The sequence below is a fragment of the Rhizobium phaseoli genome (genome assembly GCF_010668805.1).
GTDB lineage: Bacteria > Pseudomonadota > Alphaproteobacteria > Rhizobiales > Rhizobiaceae > Rhizobium > Rhizobium phaseoli_A.
The window spans coordinates 193,646-212,805 of sequence record NZ_WUFT01000002.1; the positions used below are offsets into that span (position 1 = coordinate 193,646).

The following is a 19,160-nucleotide window of genomic DNA, read 5'->3' on the forward strand; positions in this document are numbered from 1 at the left end:
GTGATTCGTGGAAATGCGATTCTCGATGTGCTTAAGATCTGAGAAGGGCTTCCACGACGGCGTCGTTGGGGGCCTTTTTCTTTTGCGCGCTACGCTCCTCTGTCCTTGTTGAACTCCTGAAACAGGCCCTTCAGCCTTTCCTGGACGAACTGATCGAAACCGGGCGCGGACTTGCCGTCAAAGACGAAGGTCGCACCGGACGCTGTCGTTTTGATCATCACCGGCACGCCGCTAAGCTGGGTTTGGGCAATCGTCGGTTTCGCCGACGCCGTCCGCCTGGTAGCCAGCATAAGCGCCCGGTGAAACCGCTCATCGCTTGAGATTTTTCGAGCGTCGTCCGCGGACAACTCGGCGATGATTTTCTCGATGTCGGCACCGTCAAGCCGCTCGCCCAGCTCCAGCCACCGCCGCCGGCCGATATCGGGCGCCGCGCCGATAGCATTGACGAGATCAAGGGGAACCTGCCGTATGACGATCAGCATTCTCGACAGCGCCGCCTTATCGACGGCGAGAGCCGCCATGATCACATCGCGGCCGAAGCTTCGTTCTTCGAGCCTCGATGCGAAGAGCGCGCGCTCGATGTAGGAAAGATTGGTTCGAGCGCTGTTTTCCTGCCCCTGGCTGACGACCAGTTGACCGTCCGTGAGCTCGCGGATGACAGCGCGCACCCTGATGCCGATTACTCGAGTGGCGGCTAGGCGACGATGGCCGTAGGCAACCTGATAACGTCCCTTGGTTTCGGGATGCGGACGGACGAGGATCGGAACCTGCTGACCGTGCTCGCGGATTTGCTCGACAAGCTGCGCGAGTTCGGTCGCGTCGATCGCCAATCGATCGCTAACGAAGGAGGCGTCGATCAGGGCGGGATCGAGATCGACAATGGTCTGGCCGGCGGCGAGCTGCCGTTCCAGTTCACTCGCCCGCTCCATCTTCTCCGTAATATTGCCCAGCGTCTTGGTAATGCCGCCGACCGGCGCCGCGCTGCGCTCCTGCGGCACGAAGCCGGCGATCGGGCGATTGTCGCGCGGTAGGACCGCTTCAACTCTTGCCGCCTCAGCTCTTGCCGGGCTCGGAGCGGAGATTTCGATGAGGTTCTTGCGCGCCATCGACTATTTCCTTCCCCAGGTGGAGCGAAGATGCGCCTCGATTTCGCTATTCACCAAGTTGAGGGACTCCAGCGCCCGATCATAGGTTCCGCGGGTGAACTGCGACCGCTCGACCTCGTAAAGGGTCTGCTTGGTGACGCCGGCGTCGGCGACTGCTGTCGACTTCACCATGGCGTTGTGGAGCATGCGATTGCCAAAAATCGCCCGCATGAAGCCAGTCATCTGGCTCTGCGGCCCGTCGTTCGGCTCGAAGCGCGTCACGAGATAGCGCATCCAGTCATAGCTGGTGCGCCCGCCGGCCTTCTCCACGACCGACATCAGCTCGCTCGTCATCGTCAGAAACTGCGACATCGACATGACGTCGAGCATCTGCGGATGGACCGTGATCAACACCGAGGTCGCCGCGCAGAGCGCCGACATCGTCAAGAACCCCAGCTGCGGCGGGCAGTCGATGACGACGACGTCGTAAAGACTTTCGATCTCGGTCAGGACCTCGCCAATGCGGGCGAAGAACATCGTCTCCGCTCTGCCCGACGACATCGCCTTCGGCGTCTCGTGCTCGAACTCCATCAGCTCGAGATTTCCCGGAATGAGATGCAGATTGGGCGTATAGGTGGCGCGTACGATGTCGGCGATTGGGCGCGGATTCTCATAGCGGATGGCGCCGTATATGGTTTCGCCCTCACCGACGTCGAATTCCGGCTGATGGCCGAAAAGAGCCGACAACGAGGCCTGCGGGTCGAGATCGACGGCGAGCACGCGGTAGCCCCTGAGCGCCATGAACTGCGCCAAATGGGCTGCGGTCGTCGTCTTGCCCGAGCCGCCTTTGAAATTCATGACGGAGACGATCTGGAGCTTCTCTCCCGGCCTGCGGGCCGGCACATATTTCGGCGTTCCGTTTCGCTCGTCAAGAACCCGGCGAATCCGATCCATATCCGTTGCGCTATAGAGCCGCCGTCCGTTGGCCAGCGGATCGGGCCCATGGCCATCGGCCGCCACCTGCCGGAGATAACCTTCGCCGATGCCGATGAAGGACGCCGCTTCCGCCGGCGAAAATGTTCTGATGGTCTTTTGGGAAAGCGGCGGGAAGATTTTTGCCTGATGCTGCTGAAGTTGATAGGACAACTCCTTTGCATCTGTTGCCAGAAGCGAAGGGAGATGCTCTTGATCGTCCTGAAGAGCAAGACTCGGCTGCATGATCTGTTTCCCAAATAACTGCGCAATTTTGAACGAAAGCGCCCCAGCTGCGCAGTTACTATATGCCGCGATTCGTGACTGAATTACAAATGCTTAACCAAAAGGCAGGGTGAGGCCTGCGAAACTGCCGCGGGAACCTGGCGGTCTCGCCCACCCGATCGGCGGGAATTAGCGCTCGCCCGAGCTGCAGGCGAGCAAGGCCGACGCCCTCCTTATGCACATGAATTCATCGAATTTTATCCGTAAAATCCGGCAGACTATTGTGTGTCACATTTCACGTCGTTGTTACCGTTGATCACCAGAGGCTATTGGGAACTCCGTCCGGTTCGAATATGCTCATTGTCGCTATTGAAGCCCTTCGGGCCGCGCCATACCGGCCCGCCTTGCGATATTGCGTGAGGACCGGCGGCCGTAGCGTTTTACACCTGACCCAGAAGTCGCGACAGCATCTTGGCGTTCTTGATAGCGTTAGCGTCTCTGTCGTTGTTGAAGTAGGCCCAAACGGTTTTAGCCCCGCTGCTCCTTATCCGGTCGGCCCAGACCATCAGCTCGGCTTCGCTGTAATCGTGACGGTACCATTGCGCGGTGCCATGGAAGCGAATGTAAATCTCGTTTGCGGTCTTCACCAAATCGTCTGGAAGACGCGGCCCGCTACACGAGCAGAAGATAGCACCGGCGGCCTCGAACTGCCTGAACACCTCATCGGTCCACCAACTTTTGTGGCGGAATTCAACGACGTTCCGGCGGAACGGATCGAGCTGGCGAAGAACGAGCTGCAGAGTTTCAGGTGAATAGCGGATGCTCGGCGGCAGCTGGAAGAGGAAACAGCCCATTCGCTCACCGAGCATGTCCGCGACATAACCGAAATCTCTGATCAATTCGCCGCAATCGTCAAAACGCCTGACATGCGTAATGAGCTCGCACACCTTGATGGTATAGACGAAATCACCGGTCGCCTGGCGAAGCCAGGTTTTCACCGCGGCAACCGTCGGCCACGAGTAAAACGGAGCGTTCAGCTCGACCGTTTTGAACTGTCGTTCGTAAAACGAGAACCATTGATTTCGAGGAGCATCGGCCGGGTAGAACAGGCCCTGCCAATGCCAGTAATACCAGCCGGAGCAGCCGATATGGACCTTACCCTCAGGTCCGCCACTGGATATCGCTATGCTTCGATCCTCAGAGTGGATCCGGACCTCGTGCATCTTGGCAGCACGTTCGATGTTGGCCTCGCGCTGCTTCTGGCGTCGCTCCGCTCGCCGCGCCCTTCGTTTCTCCCGGTCATCTGTCGACATTTCCGCCACGTCACGGGTCCCACGTATCGCCGGCTTCAAAAATCCCTGCGCTTACGGCGACCAACCGGCCGGCGGCGGCCTGGATTACGATTCGACTTCGATGGAAATCATCTGTTCCGTCCAAACCGCCGCCAGGCCTGCATGAGGCAACATCGCCGGCAAATGTCGCGCGCCATGGGCGAGACTACGCTCACCATCGCGCGGGCGATCGACTAACCGGGGAGATGCAGCGACTAACGCTGGGGCGGCATGTTCAATGGCTATCGCCCTGCAATCAAGCTTTTGTCAAACCACGACCGGACCAATATTGATCCGGCCGCGGCACCGTACGCTTATTTGTTGGACGCAGCGTCTTCGATGACCTTCGCAACTTTATCGGGATGAGATACCATTACGACGTGCGACGCACCTTTAACCACAACCGTCTCTTTCGAGCCCGCTCTTTCCGCCATCCATGCAAGCGCTGCCGGCGGTATGTTTTTATCCGCATCGCCGTAAACGAACCAGGAAGGGATATTCTTCCAGCTCGCCGAAGTCGAAGCCTCGCCAAGAGCCTTGTCCGTGATCGGACGCTGCGTTGCGGCCATCAGTTTGCCCTCCGCCTTGGATACATCTGCGGCGAATTGATCGTGAAACTCGCCCTGCTTGATGTACAGGTCCTTGACTCCACCATCCAACAGCACCGGTTCGGCAAGGGTCGGTGCGAGCGTGCTTCCTGGAAACTTACCTGAAAGCGCAAGCGCCGTTTCTCCAACATCGGGCGCGAAAGCCGCGACGAAGACCAGCGATTTAACGTTCGCGCTGTGTGCTGCTGCCTCGTTGATGACTGCGCCACCGTAGGAGTGACCGACGAGGACAACATCCGTCTTCAATCCCGCGACCACTTTGCGCACGTAATCGCCATCGGACGTGACGCTTCGAAGCGGATTAGCGACCGCCACTACCGGATATCCATCCTTTTCCAGACGTGTGATCACGCCATTCCAACTGGAGGCATCTGCAAATGCGCCATGAACAAGTACAACCGTCGGCTTTTCGGCTGCTCGGGCATTGGAAAGGCCGAAGGCGGCGATTGCGGCGGCGGCGACAAACATCTTCAACATCATTAAGCTCCTCTATATCGTGTGCGATTTAATTATGCGCAATTCTTTACGAAGGCAAGCCTCGACATCCATATTCACTTGATTTGAAGATTGTCCTGCGTTCCCGAGGTAACGTCAACTTCGCTCGGTCAGGAAAAAATTTCCCAAGGACGCTCGCGCAGCGATGGCCGCGATAGACGAGGTAGCAGGTTCAGGGGCACAACGGATTTTGGCGTGAATTCCGCTACCGGCTCAATGAAACCGATCACCGGCAGAACTAATCCGCCATCGATTGGTTGAGCCAGTCGGAGAGCGTCTGCGCCGCCACCTGCGCGGCTGCATCTGGGAGCAGCGCGTCATCGGTCAATTCGACACCAAAATACGACGTAAACGGATCCGTTATCACCTGCCGCTCGTCTTCGTTGGCGGCGAGATAGATCCGCGCGACGTCATCGACACCAAATTGTTCCGGACCGCCGATTTCGACGATACCACCCAAAGGAGCTGCGAGGGTCAATTCGGCCAGGAAGGTGGCAACCTCCCCAGCTGCGACCGGCCTCATCAATGCCGGCGGCAGTCGAAAGACGTCATCCTGCGCACCGATGTCGATCAATCCATTGATGAACTCGTAAAACTGAGTGGAGCGGAGGATGGTATAGGGACGATTTGAAGCTCGGATAAGGTTTTCCTGTACCATTTTCGCGCGAAAATAGTCGCTTTCAACGAGCCGGGGCGTGCCGACGACGGAGAGAGCGAGATAATGCCCGACGCCGGCCTCCGCCGCAGCCGTGAGCAAATTCTTCGTCGATGCCTTGAAGAAATCCAGTGCCGTGCTGTCGCCGAAGGATGCGGCATTGGTCACATCCACGATGACGTCGTTTCCGGCTATAGCTGCATCGAGACCTTTACCGGTAACCGTATCGACGCCAAGCGACAAGGATGCGGCCGTGACCTCGTGGCCCGACCGGCGCAGGCTATCGCTGAGCCGCGTTCCGATGAGACCGCTTGCTCCCACCACGGTAATTTTCATGTCGGCATCCTCGCGATCGATTGGACCGACAATGACCGGAAAGCCAAAATCCTTCCATCATGCCTGAGGGTAGACGCCCTAGCCGTAGGTATAATGCAGCAGTTCCAAGGTATAGGACGACCCGCCAGGAACGGAAACGTCGTGCCGCTCCTGGTTAGCGCCGAAGATCCAGCCCCAGGCCAACGCTACCTCTCCGCGCAATGCATGGATTTCCATGAGTTGCGGCTGTGGTTCCACAGGGTTACGGTTCGATCATGAGCTCGCCGATCCCGACATCGAAAACGAGTGCTGTACTACATGCTGACGATCCCCCGGCTTTGTCCGTCCGGCAGGAACGGTTGATGATGAGCGTCTGGTCGCACCGCCCCCGATTCCTCCATCTCACGCTTTTTATCGTCGCCTATGTGCTCGCCTGCGGCTTTGCCCAGTTGCTCGCGATCGTGCCGGGAACGGGCATTTCCATCTGGCCTCCGGGCGGGCTTTTCATTGCTACGCTCATCCTCGCCTCCAGGCGCAGCTGGCCATGGTGGATACTGGGAGGCTGCCTGGCAGAGCTGTTCAGCAATGCCATCTGGTTCTTTAGTCCGCTGCCAGCGGCCTCCCTGATCTATGTCGGCAATGCCCTTGAAGCGGTGGTCGCGGCATGGCTGGTCAATCAGGCCTTGAAGCGGCCGGCGCAGTTGGAAACCTTGCAGGAAGTTCTCGCCTTCGTCGTGCTGGGCGCCGGAATTGCGCCAGTCGTGAGTGCGACGGTGGGAAGTGCGACGCTTGCCTGGTTTGGCATCCAATCGCAATCCTTCGTGACGGCCTGGCCTCTCTGGTGGATCGGTGATGCAACCGGCGTCCTGATCGTCGCGCCGCTGGCGCTCGCCGTGGCCCACAACTGGCGCGGCAAGACCCGGCTCTCAGCCGCGCAATGGCTGGAGGCTTGCGTTCTCGGACTGATTTTTCTCGGTGTCGCCGCTCTGTCTCTCAGCGGCTACCTTCCCTTCGCCTACATCATCATGCCCCCGCTTCTTTGGGCCGCGGTCCGCTTCGAGTTCAAGGGCGCTGCCATATCGCTAGTGCTCCTCGCCCTGATCACCGCCGTCTTCACGATAACAGGCGCCGGCCAATCTGTCGGCGATCCCGAGTCCCAGAAACACAAGCAGATCATGCTGCAGCTCTTTCTGGCCATCTCGGCATTTTCGGCGCTGATCGTCGCCGCCATATCCAGGCAACACCAGCTGGCCGTGCTCACATTGCGCCAAAGCGTGGGGACGTTGCGCGAGCGGGAGCAGGAGCTCTCGCAACTCGTCGACATGGTTCCGAGCCACGTCTGGCGTCTGACACCCGAGGGCGAACCGACCTTCTTTAACAGACGAATGATCGATTTCCTCGGTTTGGATGTCGCGGATTCGGACAGGCCGGGCGTGAGCCGGCGGGAGGCGGTCATCGACGCCATCATTCATCCCGATGATGCTACCAGCTTCAAAGATGCGCTCAATCATTGCCTCGCCACCGGCGAAAACTTCGCCATGCGCTATCGGCTGCGCCGAGCCGACGGCGTCTATCACTGGATGTCGAGCCGCGCCGAACCGATGCGGGATCAGACCGGCAGCATCGTCCAGTGGTACGGTCTTTGCCACGACATCGACGATCAGGTCCGTGCCGAAGAGGCGGTGCGCCAGAGCGAGCAAGCGCTGCAGCAGATGATCGACGCGGTGCCGGTTCGCGTCTGGAGCGTGGAGCCGGCGAGCGGGTCGGTCTATTTCAACAAACGCTATCAGGACCATTTCCGCGCCGTCATCGCCAATTTCGACGCTCTCGGGCAACCGCGCATCGAAGAGCTGCTGCGGCAGCTGATTCATCCCGAAGACGCGCCCGACGTCCAGCGCACGCTGCAGAATTGTTTCGAAAGCGGCGGCGCTACCGCCATGCGGTTTCGCTGGCGCGAAAAAGACGGCGTCTACCGCTGGGCGGAATGCCGGGTGGAACCCCGGCGCGACGACAACGGAACGGTCGTACAGTGGTACGGCGTTTCTCTCGATGTCGACGAGGAAGTGCGCGCCCTGGAGGCGTTGCGTGATCGCGAGCGCGAGCTCTCCCAGCTCGTGGACATGGTCCCGGTGCACATTGCCCGCATGGCGCCCGACGGCAAGCCAACCTTCTTCAGCAGACGCACACTGCAATCCATTGGGGTGGACGACGTCGCGGCCTGGGACACGCCTGACATCAGCCGCTCGGCGGCCATCATCGGGGCGACCGTGCATCCGGAAGATGGGCCGCGCATGAGGGAAGTGCTCGCTCACGCGCTTGCGACCGGCGAGCCCTATACAATCCGGTATCGCCGGCGTTGGGCGGACGGCGAATATCGCTGGATGGAAGGCCGCGCAGAGCCGTTGCGGGATCAGAATGGAGCGATCGTACAATGGTACGCGGCTGCGATCGACATCGATGACGAGGTGCGTGCGCAACAGGCCCTGCGTGAGCGGGAACGGGAGCTGTCACAGCTCGTCGACATTGTACCGAGCCTTCTCTGGCGCCTGAATGCGGAGGGGGAGCCGACCTTCTTCAACCAGCGGCTGATCAATTTTCTCGGTCCCGATATTGCAAACCCGGGCAAGCCCGGCATGAACCTGTCCGCCATCATCGAAGCCGCCATTCATCCCGACGATGCGGAAAGCCTAGCCGAGGCGCTGAAGCATTCCTTCGCCACCGGCGAGCGCTTCTCGAAACAGTATCGCCTGCGACGCGCCGATGGCGTCTACCGCTGGGTCAGAGGCAGTGCCGAACCGCTGAGGGACGAAAACGGACGGATCATTCAATGGTACGGGCTGACCCATGACATCGACGATCAGCTTCGCATCGAGGAGGAGTTGCGCGAGAGGGAACGTTCGCTCTGGCAGATCGTCGAAACGCTGCCGGCGATGATCGATTGTGCGGCGCCCGATGGGGAGCCGGTATACCGCAACCCTCAGCTCCGCGATTTCCTCGGATATAAGCTTGAAGAGCTTGATGGAACGGGGAAAACCCGTCTGGACGGCACGCTCGATGCGGGCGTTCATCCCGACGACGTGGCGGGGGTCAAAGAGAACTATGCCCACTCATTATCCACCGGCGAGCCCTATGCGCGCCGGCATCGTCTGCGGCGCTACGATGGGGAATATCGTTGGGTCGAGACGCGTGCGGCACCGATGCGCAATGCCGAAGGCGTCATCGTCCAGTGGAACGTCATCTGCCTTGATATCGACAGTGAGGTTCGCACGGAGGAAGATCTGCGTCAGGCGCGGGAAGGCCTTGCACGGGCAAGCCAGGTGGCGAGCCTTGCCGAGCTTTCAGCCTCCATCGCCCATGAGGTGAACCAGCCGCTTGCCGCCGTCGTCGCCAACTCGCATGCCTGCCAGCGCTGGCTGATGGCCGCCCCCCCGAACATGGAGCGGGCACAGAGGACGGTCGAGCGGATCATCCGCGACGCAAACTCGGCCGCCGATGTCGTCAGCCGCATCCGCGCCCTGTTCAAGCAATCCGCAGACCGGAGGGTCTACACGACGCTCGCCGGCGTCGTCGACGAAGCCCGCAATCTCATGGCCGATGAAGCGTCGCGGCGGCGCGTCAGGATGGACATGGACGTCGATGCAAACCTTCCGCTCATCGCCATCGATCGGGTCCAGATCCAGCAGGTCCTGATCAATCTCGTCCGCAACGGCATCGAAGCGATGGACACTGTCGCCGGCGACAAGGTGATCGGCATGCGCGTGCGCCATATGGGGAATGCCGTGCAGACCGAAATCAGCGATCGCGGTCAGGGTATCGCGTTCCCCGAGAAGATGTTCGAGCCGTTCTTCACGACAAAGGAAAATGGCATGGGCATGGGTCTGGCGATCTGCCGCTCGATCGTCGAGCTGCACGGCGGACGATTGTGGGCAGAGAAGAACGATCCGCACGGAGCGACGTTGATCTTCACCTTGCCAATAGAAACGAAGGCGGCGTCATGACGGACGATGACCATATCGTCTTCATCGTCGATGACGACGAACGTGTCCGGGAGGCGCTCAGCGAGCTCATGGACGCGCACGGCATGCGCGCCATCGCCTTCGAATCTGCCGGCGATTACGTGAAAGCGGACAAGTCTGATGTAGCCGCCTGCCTTATCCTCGATATCGAGCTGCCTGACATCAACGGCCTCGACCTGCAGAGACAGATCGCCGACGGGGATCATCCGCCGATCGTCTTCATTACCGGACACGGCGATATCCCCTCCTCCGTGCGTGCGATCAAAAGCGGCGCCGTGGATTTTCTGACCAAACCGTTCAGTGACGCGGATCTCCTGGCGGCAATCCATGCGGCGCTCGCCCAGGATCGGGTGAAGAGATCGGACCGCGCCGAACTCGATATGCTCAAACGACACTATCTCGAGCTGACTCCACGCGAGCGCGAAGTGCTGCCGCTCGTGGTCAGCGGTCTTCTCAACAAGCAGGCGGCAGCCGAATTGGGGATCAGCGAAGTTACGCTGCAGATCCATAGAAGAAATGTGATGCAAAAAATGGCGGCGGCGTCGCTCGCCGATCTCGTGCGGATCGCGGAGAAATTGGAAATACCGATTACCCACTCGCGCCGAGTGGGGGGGAATTGAACATGAACGAGACAAGACATGTCGTCGCAATTGTCGATGACGATCCAAGACTGCTGGAATCGATGGGCGACCTTCTGGAATCGGCGGGCTACGTGGCCCGCGGCTTCCCGTCGGCGGGCTCGCTGCTCGTCAGCGGGTTGTCGGACCTCGACCTGCTCATCACCGATATCGGAATGCCCGGTATCGACGGCTTCGAGCTTCGTGACCTGGTGAGACGATCACGTCCCGAGTTGCCGGTATTCCTGATCACCGGCCGCCACGAGATAGCGGATCAGGGTCGCGCTCAGGGAGGCGGTGGATTCTTCCGCAAGCCCTTCGATGCCCAGGCCCTGCTGGCGGCTATCGCCAATGCTTTACACCAATCGAGAGATGGAGGGTAACATGAGAGTTGACCAGCCGTTGCTGCGGAGATCGGCGCCGTTATCATTGCAGTGCAAATATGAAGAGGATCAGCCGCTCGTCATTATCGTCGATGACGACGCATCGGTTCGCGAGGCGCTGTCGGAATTGATCCTGTCGGCGGGTTTTCAGTCGGTCAGTTTTGCCTCGACCCGCGAATTGCTTGATGCCGATATAATGGAAAACCCTGGTTGCCTGATCCTCGATGTGCGCATGCCCGGAGCAAGCGGCCTTCATCTGCAGAGCCATCTGGCCGAAAACGGCATTTCCAAGCCGATCATTTTTCTGACCGGCCACGGAGACATCCCGATGACCGTCCAGGCAATGAAGGCGGGTGCTGTGGATTTTCTTACCAAACCGGTCCGGGACCAGACGCTGCTCGACGCCATCACTGCGGCTATTGCGATGGATGCCGAACGACGAGCCGAAGCCGCAATCGCCAAACGCAATGTCAAACGCCTGGAGACGCTGACGCAACGCGAGCGCGAAGTTCTGCACGAAGTGGCGCGCGGACGCCTCAACAAGCAGATCGCCTTCGATCTCGGCATCAGCGAAGTGACGGTCAAGCTGCATCGCAGCAACGTCATGCACAAGATGGAGGCCGCCTCGATCGGCGAACTGATCCGGGCCTGGGAGACGCTGCCGGCGCAAATGCGGCAGGCAGGCTCGCGCTAATTTTTTGCCGGCCGCTTTCCAACGACGAAGAATCCGCCTCGCACATCAGTTGCCTGTCCATTTGATGCGCACCGTATCCGATTCGCGTTGAAAAAGACGGCGCGGCGCCGGCAATGGGTTTCGCCTTGGCACCCATGCGTTATCTCTAAATTAAAGCTCAGGGATATGACCTCATGCCCGGCTTGGATTTCATAAAGGAGATCACGCCTGTACAATCAATCACCAGCCGCGCCCGCCCCTGAAGCCAACGCCTTCGACATCGAAGCAAACTTCTTGTCGGCCATGGGGAATGCCAAACGGCTTCACATTCTGCATCTGTTGACCGAGGGAGAAGTGTCCGTGACCGTCCTGGCTGATGAAGTGGGACTGAGCCAATCCTCGACTTCCCAGCATCTGGCAATTCTTCGAGAACAAGGACTCGTGCAGACGCGAAGGTCTGCCCAGACGATCTTTTATTCACTTCAATCCGGCACGGCTAGGACGATGCTCGATACGCTCGCCGACATCTTCGGATCGGACCATCGCTCCCCGGTAGACAGCGTCCGAGCCGGGCACCTGACGAAATGACGAGGCCATGCTCTTGCTGCTCGTGATTGGTCTCCGATTCTGCTGAGGGTGATCTTGCAGGCGTCAGATCGGATGCATCGGTCTCTGATGGACGTTTGATGTACGCCTCCTAGACCAGGGTGTGATTACGTCTCCATTGCGAATGGAGATAATCAACCACATCAGGAACTGAACGGTCAGCAGGAGGCGATGATGGACGTATATGAGGCAGTCACTAGCCGACGGTCGGTGCGCGGATTCAAAGACAAGCCAGTGGCCAGGGAGATACTTGAGCGCGTCCTGTCCGCCGCGGCTTGGTCGCCGTCAGGATCGAACATCCAGCCGTGGAATACCTACGTGATGACCGGCGCGACGCTTGCCGAGCTCAAGACATCAGCCGTCGAGCGCGTGGCCCACGGCGATCCCTGGGACGAACGGCAATACGAGATGTACCCGCCCGCGCTGAAGTCCCCGTACGGGGAGCGCCGTTCCGCCTTCGGCAAGGAGCGCTACAGCGCGCTCGGCATTGCGCGCGAGGACTGGGAGGCGCGCCAGCGGGCAGCAATCGCCAACTGGAACTGCTTCGGCGCGCCCGCCGCCCTGTTCTGCTACATCGACCGTGACCTGGGCTCACCCCAATGGGCCGACGTCGGCATGTATCTGCAGACCATCATGTTGCTGCTGCGCGCCGAAGGCCTGCACAGTTGCCCGCAGATGGCGTGGTCACAGGTTCGCGAGACGGTGGCGGAGGTCTTATCACCGCCGGACGGGCTCGTCCTCTTCTGCGGCATGTCGATCGGCTATGAGGACCCCGCGGCAAGTTCTGCCCATACGGGCCGCGCCCCGCTCGCCGAGACGGTCACCTTCGTCGGTGATTAGTGACGTGCGCTCAAAGGACAAGAGGGCCCTTTATGATTCTTGCGCACGACGTCCTTGTCATGCGTGACATTGGAGAACGCCATGACCACGCATAAAGTAGGCTATCTCATCGGCAGCCTCGCCAAGGGCTCGATCAATCGCCAGCTTGCCAGGGCGTTGGTGCGGTTCGCCCCGCCGGAACTTGAAATGTCGGAAATATCCTTCAAGGACCTGCCGTTCTACAGCTACGACTATGACGCCGACTATCCCCCGGCCGGCAAGGCATTCAAGGCTGATATCGCGGCCGTCGATGCCGTGCTGTTCGTCACGCCCGAATACAACCGATCCATACCCGGCGGGCTGAAAAACGCAATCGACTGGGCGAGCCGCCCCTACGGCACCAACTCGTTCACTCGCAAGCCGTCAGCGGTGATCGGCACGTCGCCGGGCGCGATCGGCACGGCAGTCGCCCAGCAGAATTTGCGCAGCGTGCTCAGTTTCTGCAACTCTCCCCAGATGAATGCTCCCGAAGCCTACATCCAGTTCACCCCAGGGCTGATCACAGATGACGGCGAGGTCACGAACGACACCACCGCTGATTTCCTGCGCACTTTCATGCGGGACTTCCATGTCTTCATCACAAGGGTTCGCTCAGCGCTGCCGAAAGATGCCTAGAGGGCGCGGAACCAGGGATCGCGAAAGGCAGTTTCGGAAACTGCTGCAATCAACGTGTCATTGCAAGTGCGAGATGGCCGCCGACCGCTATTGGTGCGAAGGTGCCGTCCCCCGACGTCGCGGTACTAGTCGTAACGTCGTAGTCAAGGTGCGAGCGTAACAGCGGTTACTCATGACAGGACGGAGCGAGGCGCGAAATCGTCTTCGCCCGGAATGACTGGAAAGCGCTGCTGGCTCCAATCCCGTTTCGCCTGCTCGATCCGCTCCGGCGAAGAGGAAACGAAGTTCCAGTCCATGTATCGCGGCTCGGGAAACGGTTCGCCGCCGAGAAGCATCATCCGCGCGGCATGGTAGGCTGGCGCCCGGAGAATGATTTCAGCGCCGGGCTTCAGCACGATCAGCTCGCCCTCGCCGAATACACCGGCCTGGCCGACGATCTCCACTTCTCCGGTGACGACGTAGACGGCGCGCTCAACGTGCTCCGACCTGACCTGATATCGAGCGCCGCTGGTGAGCACGATCTCGGCATAGACCAGATCGGACAGTGTCTTGACCAGGGCGGTGAGGCCGTCGGATGCTCCGGCGATCAGGGTGAACTCGACGCCGTCGGCGTAAAGTCTCGGCACATCGGATGCCGCGTGATGGGCAAAGCTGGCGTCGATCTCTTCGAAGCGGGCGGGAAGGGCGACCCAGGCCTGGATGCCGAAGAAGTCGCCTCCCGATAGCCTGCTTTCCGGCGAGCTGCGCTCCGAATGCACGATGCCGGAACCCGATGTCATCCAGTTCACGTCGCCGGGAAGGATTGTCTGCACGCCGCCGAGGCTGTCGCGATGAATGAGTTCGCCATCCGTCAGGTAGGTGACGGCTGAGAGGCCGAGATGAGGATGCGCCAGCATGTCGAAGCCCTCGCCTGCCGCGAAGGCCTGCGGGCCCAACTGTTCCAGGAAGACGAAGGGGCCGATCATGCGCTGGTGGACGGCGGGCAGGATCCGCATGGAATTTGCCCCATGTTCGGCGTGGCGCACTGTCGGAAGCCGAATGGCGTTTGCGCCGGAAAAGTCGCTTTGGAAGAGTGACATGGCTCGGGTCTCCTTGCGCGGCGGCGCTTGCGGCCGCATTCGGGCAAGGGTAGCGAGCGGTAATTTCGGTGGGTATTATCGGAAAGTATCGAAACGGCTAAGCTTTGGTCTCGGGCCGATAGGCACGAGAGGTGGCACTCCACTGCCGATATGCTGGTGCGCACCGACTGCCTGGATAAGGCCCTCTCCCCTTCCCGAGAAAACCCTCCCGGCAACATAGGCTTTGGTTTGCCGAACGCGGCCACGTGGCTCTATGGCCGAAGGCCGCGCATTCTGGGAATTTCCGGTCGTGAGCCGTGTTAACCGAACGCGACAGGGATGATGAACACAGGGGTTTTTTCGGTTTCACCCTGTGGCCGACGAATTGGCAGGCGAGCGTCCCACCTGTCCGGCTTCACTCTTTTGCGGCGGGAGCCGGCCGCGCGTCCGTGCGGGTCGCGGCCGGCTCCCGTTTCTTGAACGGGCAATCGCCTCAGGCGAAGGCGTAGGAGCCATCCGGCCGTTTCGGCACACGGCGCTGCCAGTGGATGTAGCCTTCCTCCTCCATCGCCTTCTCGTCCATCTCGACGCCCCAGCCGGGCCGATCCGGGCGCAGTTCGAGATAACCGTCCTTCGGCAGATAGGGATCGACGACGTAACGGGTTTCCCCCTCCCGCTTCTCGATATCGTTGCCGCCATAGACATAGGCCTGGCCCTTGGGCAGCCTGTATTCGAGAATGCGGAAATTCTGCGCTGCAGCCGAAAAATGCACATTGACTGCCGTTGCCAGCGGCCCCATCGGGTTGTGCGGGGCGACGCCGACGAAGAAGGCTTCGGCCAGCGTGGCAATGCGGCGCATTTCGCTGATGCCGCCAACGACGCAGATGTCCGGCTGGATGAGGTCGGCGCCCTTGACCTGAAGCAGCCGTAGGAACTCGTTTCTGTTGTAGAGCGACTCGCCCGTCGCCAGCGTGCAGTTAAGGCCCTGTTTCAGATCGCCCCAGGCCTCGATGTTTTCTGGCCGCAGCGGCTCCTCGAAGAAGAGCGGGTCGTAAGGCGCCAATGCATTGCCCAGCTGGCGAGCCGCGACCGGCTCGAAAATCTTCGCATGGGCGTCGAAGGCGATCTCGTATTCGTCGTTGACCGTTTCGCGCAGCGAACGGAAATAATCCGCCGAAGCCTTCACGACATTGCCCCAGCGATTGGAGTGCATGTCGATCCGCCAGGGGCTGAGCTTGAAGGCAGTGAAGCCCCATCCCTCCTTCAGGCGATCGAACTCATCGCGGGCCGCCGGTGCATCCGGAGCGGTATAGACCCCGGCATAGACCTTGATACGGTCACGCACCTCGCCACCGAGCAGCTTGTAGACCGGCACATTCGCCGCCTTGGCCGCGAGGTCCCACAGGCAATGATCAAGCGCAGAGATCGCGGCAAGACCAAGCGCGCCCGGCGGGAACCGGCTTTGCTGGATCAGCAGGTTGACCAGATACTCGACGCGTGTCGGATCCTGGCCGGCCACAAAGGCGTAGAGATAATCGAGCAGCGGCGGAAGCGCCTTGTCGGGGCCGTGATTGTAGCATTCGCCCCAGCCCGTCAGTCCGTCATCGGTATCGAGCGCGACGATCACGCGCGGACGGTCCTTGTCGCGGGTCATGAAAACCCGCATGCGGTCGATCTTCATCATTCTGTCCTTTTAGCGATTGAAATAGTTGCGACGCGCCACGCGCGTCTGCACGTAGACGTGCTCGTTGTCGGTTCCGGAATTATAGACGCCGGCAGCTGCCGGCACCGAGACGTTGCCGGCACTGGGGAAACGCGCGACGAATTCCTCGTCGATATCGCAGCCAAGTCCGGGGCCATTGGGAACGGCGATCAAACCGTCGACCTGTTGCGGATGCGGCACGATCGTCTGACGGCGGCCGTCCCAGTCATCGTCGAGGCGCTCGAGAATGAGAGCGTTCGGGATTGCCGCAAGCAAATGCAAGGCCGCATATTCCGCCACCGGCCCGAGCGAGCCGGAATGCGGCGCCATCTGAATATGATGGGCTTCGGCCATGGCGGCGATCTTCTTCATCTGGGTGATGCCGCCGGCCCGGCCGGTGTCCGGCTGGATCACGTCGACCAGTTCCTTCTCGATGAGTTCGCGCTCACCGAAGATAGTCGCCGAACGCTCGCCGGCCGCAAGCGGCACATGAGCTGCGTCGCGGATGCGCCGGTAGCCGTCGATATTCTCCGGCGCGATCGGATCTTCCACCCACATCAATTCATAGGGTTCGAGCGCCCGTACCAGCCGGCAGGCATCCGCGGGCGTCAGCCACGGCGGCCCATGCAGGTCGATGGCAATGTCCATGTCGTCGCCGACGGCATCGCGGAGCGTGGCGACCTTGCGAACGGGATCGGCGACCCCGCCGCACTTGATCGCCTTTATCCCGCGTTCCTTGAGCGCAAGTGCGCGCTCGGGCGTATTCGCATGCGAATAGATCGGTATCCGGTCGCGCACCTTGCCGCCGAGCAGCATCCAGACAGGCACGCCGAGCGCCTTGCCCTTGATGTCCCATAGCGCCATGTCGATGCCGGTCATCGCACCGCCTCCGACAGTTCCGAGCATACCATGGCCCATCATGGCGATATGCATCTTCTGCCACAGCCGTTCGATATGGGCCGGATCTTCGCCGATGAGGAGGGGTGCGAGATCATGGATCGCGGTCTCGACGACACGTGGCCAGCCCGAGCATTCACCGATGCCGGTGATACCCTCGTCGGTATCGACTTTCAGAAAGAGCCAGTTTCTGGTGCCGCCGAACTGCTTGGAGGCGCCGCCACCGGAACGCTGATCGGATGCCCAGTTCGAGGGGTCAGGCTGGCCGACATGCATGAGAAAAGTACGGATCCCGGTGATCTTCATCTCTGAGAACTTCCATTCCTAATGTTGTCGGGCGCGACGTAGCGGAAACGTCTGGAATGATCGCGGTCACGCGGATCCGGACGAGGGATCGCTGATATCAGCGCCTGCGTGTAGGCGTGCTCGGGTGTGCGGCAGACCTTCTCCGCTTCGCCGATTTCGACGAGCTGGCCTTTGTACATGACGCCGACACGGTCGCACATGTAGCGGATGACGCCGATATCATGGCTGATGAAGATATAGGCGAGGCCGAGTTCGTCCTGCAGGCGCATGAGGAGATCGAGTACCTGCGAGCGCACGGAGACGTCGAGTGCCGAGGTTGCCTCATCCGCGACGATGACGCGCGGATTGAGCGTGATGGCCCGGGCAATGCCGATGCGCTGGCGCTGACCGCCGGAGAATGCGTGCGGATAGCGCTCGCGCGCTCTCGGATCGAGGCCAACCTGCTCCATCAGATGGCAAACCCGCTCTTCCAGCGCCCGCCCCTTGGCGACGCCATTGACGAGAAGCGGCTCGCCGATGATCTGGGAGACGGTCATGCGTGGATTGAGGGAGCCGAAAGGATCCTGAAATACCATGCGCAATTCACGGCGCGCGGCGGCCAGTGTGGGACCCTTTGCCGTTGCCAGATCGATGATGTCGCCGCCGGCATTGCGGTAGAGGATTTCGCCGGCCGTCGGATCGATCAGCCGCATGATCGAGCGGCCCATCGTCGTCTTGCCGGATCCGCTTTCACCGACGATGCCGAGCGTCTCGCCCGGCAGCAGCGAAATGGAAACATCGTCCAGCGCCTTCACCTCTCCGAAATCCATCGAAACGTTGCGCAGTTCGAGGATCGGCGCTTGGGTTCTGTCGAGCGGGGGGCGTGCGAGACGGATTTCGGCCTTCTGCTCCAGCTTCAGCACCGAGCCGATCAGCATGCGGGTATAGTCGTCTTGCGGCGCATGAAAGATCTGCTCGACCGGCGCATATTCCTTGGCGACGCCGTTATGCATCACCAGCACGTCATCGGCGATCTGCGCCACGACGCCCATGTCGTGCGTGATGAACAGAACCGCCATGCCGTTCGCCTTCTGCAGGCGGGCGATCAGGTCGAGAATTTCGGCCTGCGTCGTCACGTCGAGTGCGGTGGTCGGCTCGTCGGCGATCAGGAGCTGCGGTTTGCAGGCGAGTGCCATGGCAATCATCGCGCGCTGGCGCATCCCGCCGGAATATTGAAAGGCATACCGGTCCAGCGCCTTTTCCGGCGAGGGAATCTCGACCTGCTTCAGCAGCGATATGGCTTCAGCGCGCGCCTCTGCCTTGCTCATCCGGGTATGCAGGCGAAGCGCCTCGACGATCTGGTTGCCGACCGTGTGGATTGGCGACAGCGACGACATCGGCTCCTGGAAGATCATGGCAATGTCGCGGCCACGGATCGCCCGGATCTGACGCCCGCGCGGATTGAGGCTGGTCAGATCGGTCGAGCCGCCGTTTTGATCGTTCAAGATGATCGATCCGGCCGCAATGCGGCCGGGCGCATCGACGATCTGCAGGATCGAACGCGCCGTCACCGACTTGCCGGATCCGCTTTCGCCGACGACACAAAGAGTCTTGCCCGGTTCAATTGCGAAAGAGAGATCGCTGACGGCGCGAAAGATGCCGGTCCGCAGTGGAAATTCGACGGTCAGGTTTTTCACCTGGAGCAGCGGCCTGCCGGCGATGGGGACGATATCGGTCATGCCG

At 60.7% G+C, this 19,160-nt stretch carries 16 protein-coding genes; 7 read left to right on the forward strand and 9 right to left on the reverse strand.

Features of this window, described 5'->3' with window-relative positions:
• Positions 1–89: 89 nt before the first annotated feature.
• The 5 genes from repB to GR197_RS04155 all read right to left on the reverse strand — a co-directional run bounded on the left by repB (position 90) and on the right by GR197_RS04155 (position 5,707).
• Positions 90–1,106, reverse strand: coding sequence for a plasmid partitioning protein RepB (gene repB, locus GR197_RS04135; RefSeq protein ID WP_164006843.1), 1,017 nt, complete (start codon positions 1,104–1,106; stop codon positions 90–92).
• 3 nt (positions 1,107–1,109) lie between these two features.
• Positions 1,110–2,303, reverse strand: coding sequence for a plasmid partitioning protein RepA (repA, locus tag GR197_RS04140; protein ID WP_164006845.1), 1,194 nt, complete (start codon positions 2,301–2,303; stop codon positions 1,110–1,112).
• 419 nt (positions 2,304–2,722) lie between these two features.
• Positions 2,723–3,604: a DUF72 domain-containing protein gene (locus GR197_RS04145; protein ID WP_164006847.1), complete on the reverse strand. Its 882-nt coding sequence runs from the start codon at positions 3,602–3,604 to the stop codon at positions 2,723–2,725.
• 323 nt (positions 3,605–3,927) lie between these two features.
• Positions 3,928–4,698 (reverse strand): alpha/beta fold hydrolase, encoded by a 771-nt coding sequence (locus GR197_RS04150; RefSeq protein ID WP_164006849.1) that lies wholly within the window; start codon positions 4,696–4,698, stop codon positions 3,928–3,930.
• A gap of 256 nt (positions 4,699–4,954) precedes the next feature.
• Positions 4,955–5,707, reverse strand: coding sequence for an SDR family oxidoreductase (locus GR197_RS04155; protein ID WP_164006851.1), 753 nt, complete (start codon positions 5,705–5,707; stop codon positions 4,955–4,957).
• Positions 5,708–6,048: 341 nt separating this feature from the next.
• Here GR197_RS04155 and GR197_RS04160 point away from each other — a divergent pair, with 341 nt between their 5' ends.
• The 7 genes from GR197_RS04160 to GR197_RS04190 all read left to right on the forward strand — a co-directional run bounded on the left by GR197_RS04160 (position 6,049) and on the right by GR197_RS04190 (position 13,475).
• The gene (locus tag GR197_RS04160; protein WP_164006853.1) at positions 6,049–9,684 is read left to right on the forward strand and encodes a PAS domain-containing protein; all 3,636 of its coding nucleotides are present in this window, start codon (positions 6,049–6,051) and stop codon (positions 9,682–9,684) included.
• Positions 9,681–10,322, forward strand: a complete 642-nt coding sequence (locus GR197_RS04165) for a response regulator transcription factor (RefSeq protein ID WP_164006855.1) — start codon at positions 9,681–9,683, stop codon at positions 10,320–10,322. Before GR197_RS04160 ends, GR197_RS04165 begins: the two co-directional genes overlap by 4 nt.
• A gap of 2 nt (positions 10,323–10,324) precedes the next feature.
• Positions 10,325–10,702 (forward strand): response regulator, encoded by a 378-nt coding sequence (locus GR197_RS04170; protein ID WP_164006857.1) that lies wholly within the window; start codon positions 10,325–10,327, stop codon positions 10,700–10,702.
• 1 nt (position 10,703) lies between these two features.
• Complete coding sequence (locus GR197_RS04175; protein WP_164006859.1) at positions 10,704–11,396, forward strand: response regulator transcription factor; 693 nt, start codon at positions 10,704–10,706, stop codon at positions 11,394–11,396.
• 207 nt (positions 11,397–11,603) lie between these two features.
• The gene (locus GR197_RS04180; protein WP_164007238.1) at positions 11,604–11,963 is read left to right on the forward strand and encodes an ArsR/SmtB family transcription factor; all 360 of its coding nucleotides are present in this window, start codon (positions 11,604–11,606) and stop codon (positions 11,961–11,963) included.
• Between the two features lie 192 nt (positions 11,964–12,155).
• Positions 12,156–12,821, forward strand: coding sequence for a nitroreductase (locus tag GR197_RS04185; RefSeq protein WP_164006861.1), 666 nt, complete (start codon positions 12,156–12,158; stop codon positions 12,819–12,821).
• 81 nt (positions 12,822–12,902) lie between these two features.
• Entirely contained in the window at positions 12,903–13,475 is a 573-nt protein-coding gene (locus GR197_RS04190; RefSeq protein ID WP_164006863.1) for an NADPH-dependent FMN reductase, read from the forward strand.
• Between the two features lie 170 nt (positions 13,476–13,645).
• Here the strand turns inward: GR197_RS04190 and GR197_RS04195 are convergent, their stop codons facing one another.
• The 4 genes from GR197_RS04195 to GR197_RS04210 form a co-directional block, all read right to left on the reverse strand.
• Positions 13,646–14,554 carry a pirin family protein gene (locus GR197_RS04195; protein WP_164006865.1) on the reverse strand — a complete coding sequence of 303 codons (909 nt, stop codon included), beginning with the start codon at positions 14,552–14,554 and terminating at the stop codon, positions 13,646–13,648.
• 472 nt (positions 14,555–15,026) lie between these two features.
• The gene (locus tag GR197_RS04200; protein WP_007635097.1) at positions 15,027–16,214 is read right to left on the reverse strand and encodes a galactarate dehydratase; all 1,188 of its coding nucleotides are present in this window, start codon (positions 16,212–16,214) and stop codon (positions 15,027–15,029) included.
• A gap of 12 nt (positions 16,215–16,226) precedes the next feature.
• Positions 16,227–17,438: a mandelate racemase/muconate lactonizing enzyme family protein gene (locus GR197_RS04205; RefSeq protein WP_164006867.1), complete on the reverse strand. Its 1,212-nt coding sequence runs from the start codon at positions 17,436–17,438 to the stop codon at positions 16,227–16,229.
• Positions 17,435–19,156 carry an ABC transporter ATP-binding protein gene (locus GR197_RS04210; protein WP_164006868.1) on the reverse strand — a complete coding sequence of 574 codons (1,722 nt, stop codon included), beginning with the start codon at positions 19,154–19,156 and terminating at the stop codon, positions 17,435–17,437. The genes GR197_RS04205 and GR197_RS04210 overlap by 4 nt, the downstream gene beginning before the upstream one ends.
• Positions 19,157–19,160 lie beyond the last annotated feature (4 nt).

Excerpts from the sequence above, each read along its gene's own strand:
- repB (WP_164006843.1), bottom strand. The coding sequence starts at position 1,106 with ATGGCGCGCAAGAACCTCATCGAAATCTCCGCTCCGAGCCCGGCAAGA.
- repA (WP_164006845.1), bottom strand. The coding sequence starts at position 2,303 with ATGCAGCCGAGTCTTGCTCTTCAGGACGATCAAGAGCATCTCCCTTCG.
- GR197_RS04150 (WP_164006849.1), bottom strand. The coding sequence starts at position 4,698 with ATGTTGAAGATGTTTGTCGCCGCCGCCGCAATCGCCGCCTTCGGCCTT.
- GR197_RS04155 (WP_164006851.1), bottom strand. The coding sequence starts at position 5,707 with ATGAAAATTACCGTGGTGGGAGCAAGCGGTCTCATCGGAACGCGGCTC.
- GR197_RS04160 (WP_164006853.1), top strand. The coding sequence starts at position 6,049 with ATGATGAGCGTCTGGTCGCACCGCCCCCGATTCCTCCATCTCACGCTT.
- GR197_RS04165 (WP_164006855.1), top strand. The coding sequence starts at position 9,681 with ATGACGGACGATGACCATATCGTCTTCATCGTCGATGACGACGAACGT.
- GR197_RS04170 (WP_164006857.1), top strand. The coding sequence starts at position 10,325 with ATGAACGAGACAAGACATGTCGTCGCAATTGTCGATGACGATCCAAGA.
- GR197_RS04175 (WP_164006859.1), top strand. The coding sequence starts at position 10,704 with ATGAGAGTTGACCAGCCGTTGCTGCGGAGATCGGCGCCGTTATCATTG.
- GR197_RS04185 (WP_164006861.1), top strand. The coding sequence starts at position 12,156 with ATGGACGTATATGAGGCAGTCACTAGCCGACGGTCGGTGCGCGGATTC.
- GR197_RS04190 (WP_164006863.1), top strand. The coding sequence starts at position 12,903 with ATGACCACGCATAAAGTAGGCTATCTCATCGGCAGCCTCGCCAAGGGC.
- GR197_RS04195 (WP_164006865.1), bottom strand. The coding sequence starts at position 14,554 with ATGTCACTCTTCCAAAGCGACTTTTCCGGCGCAAACGCCATTCGGCTT.
- GR197_RS04200 (WP_007635097.1), bottom strand. The coding sequence starts at position 16,214 with ATGAAGATCGACCGCATGCGGGTTTTCATGACCCGCGACAAGGACCGT.
- GR197_RS04205 (WP_164006867.1), bottom strand. The coding sequence starts at position 17,438 with ATGAAGATCACCGGGATCCGTACTTTTCTCATGCATGTCGGCCAGCCT.
- GR197_RS04210 (WP_164006868.1), bottom strand. The coding sequence starts at position 19,156 with ATGACCGATATCGTCCCCATCGCCGGCAGGCCGCTGCTCCAGGTGAAA.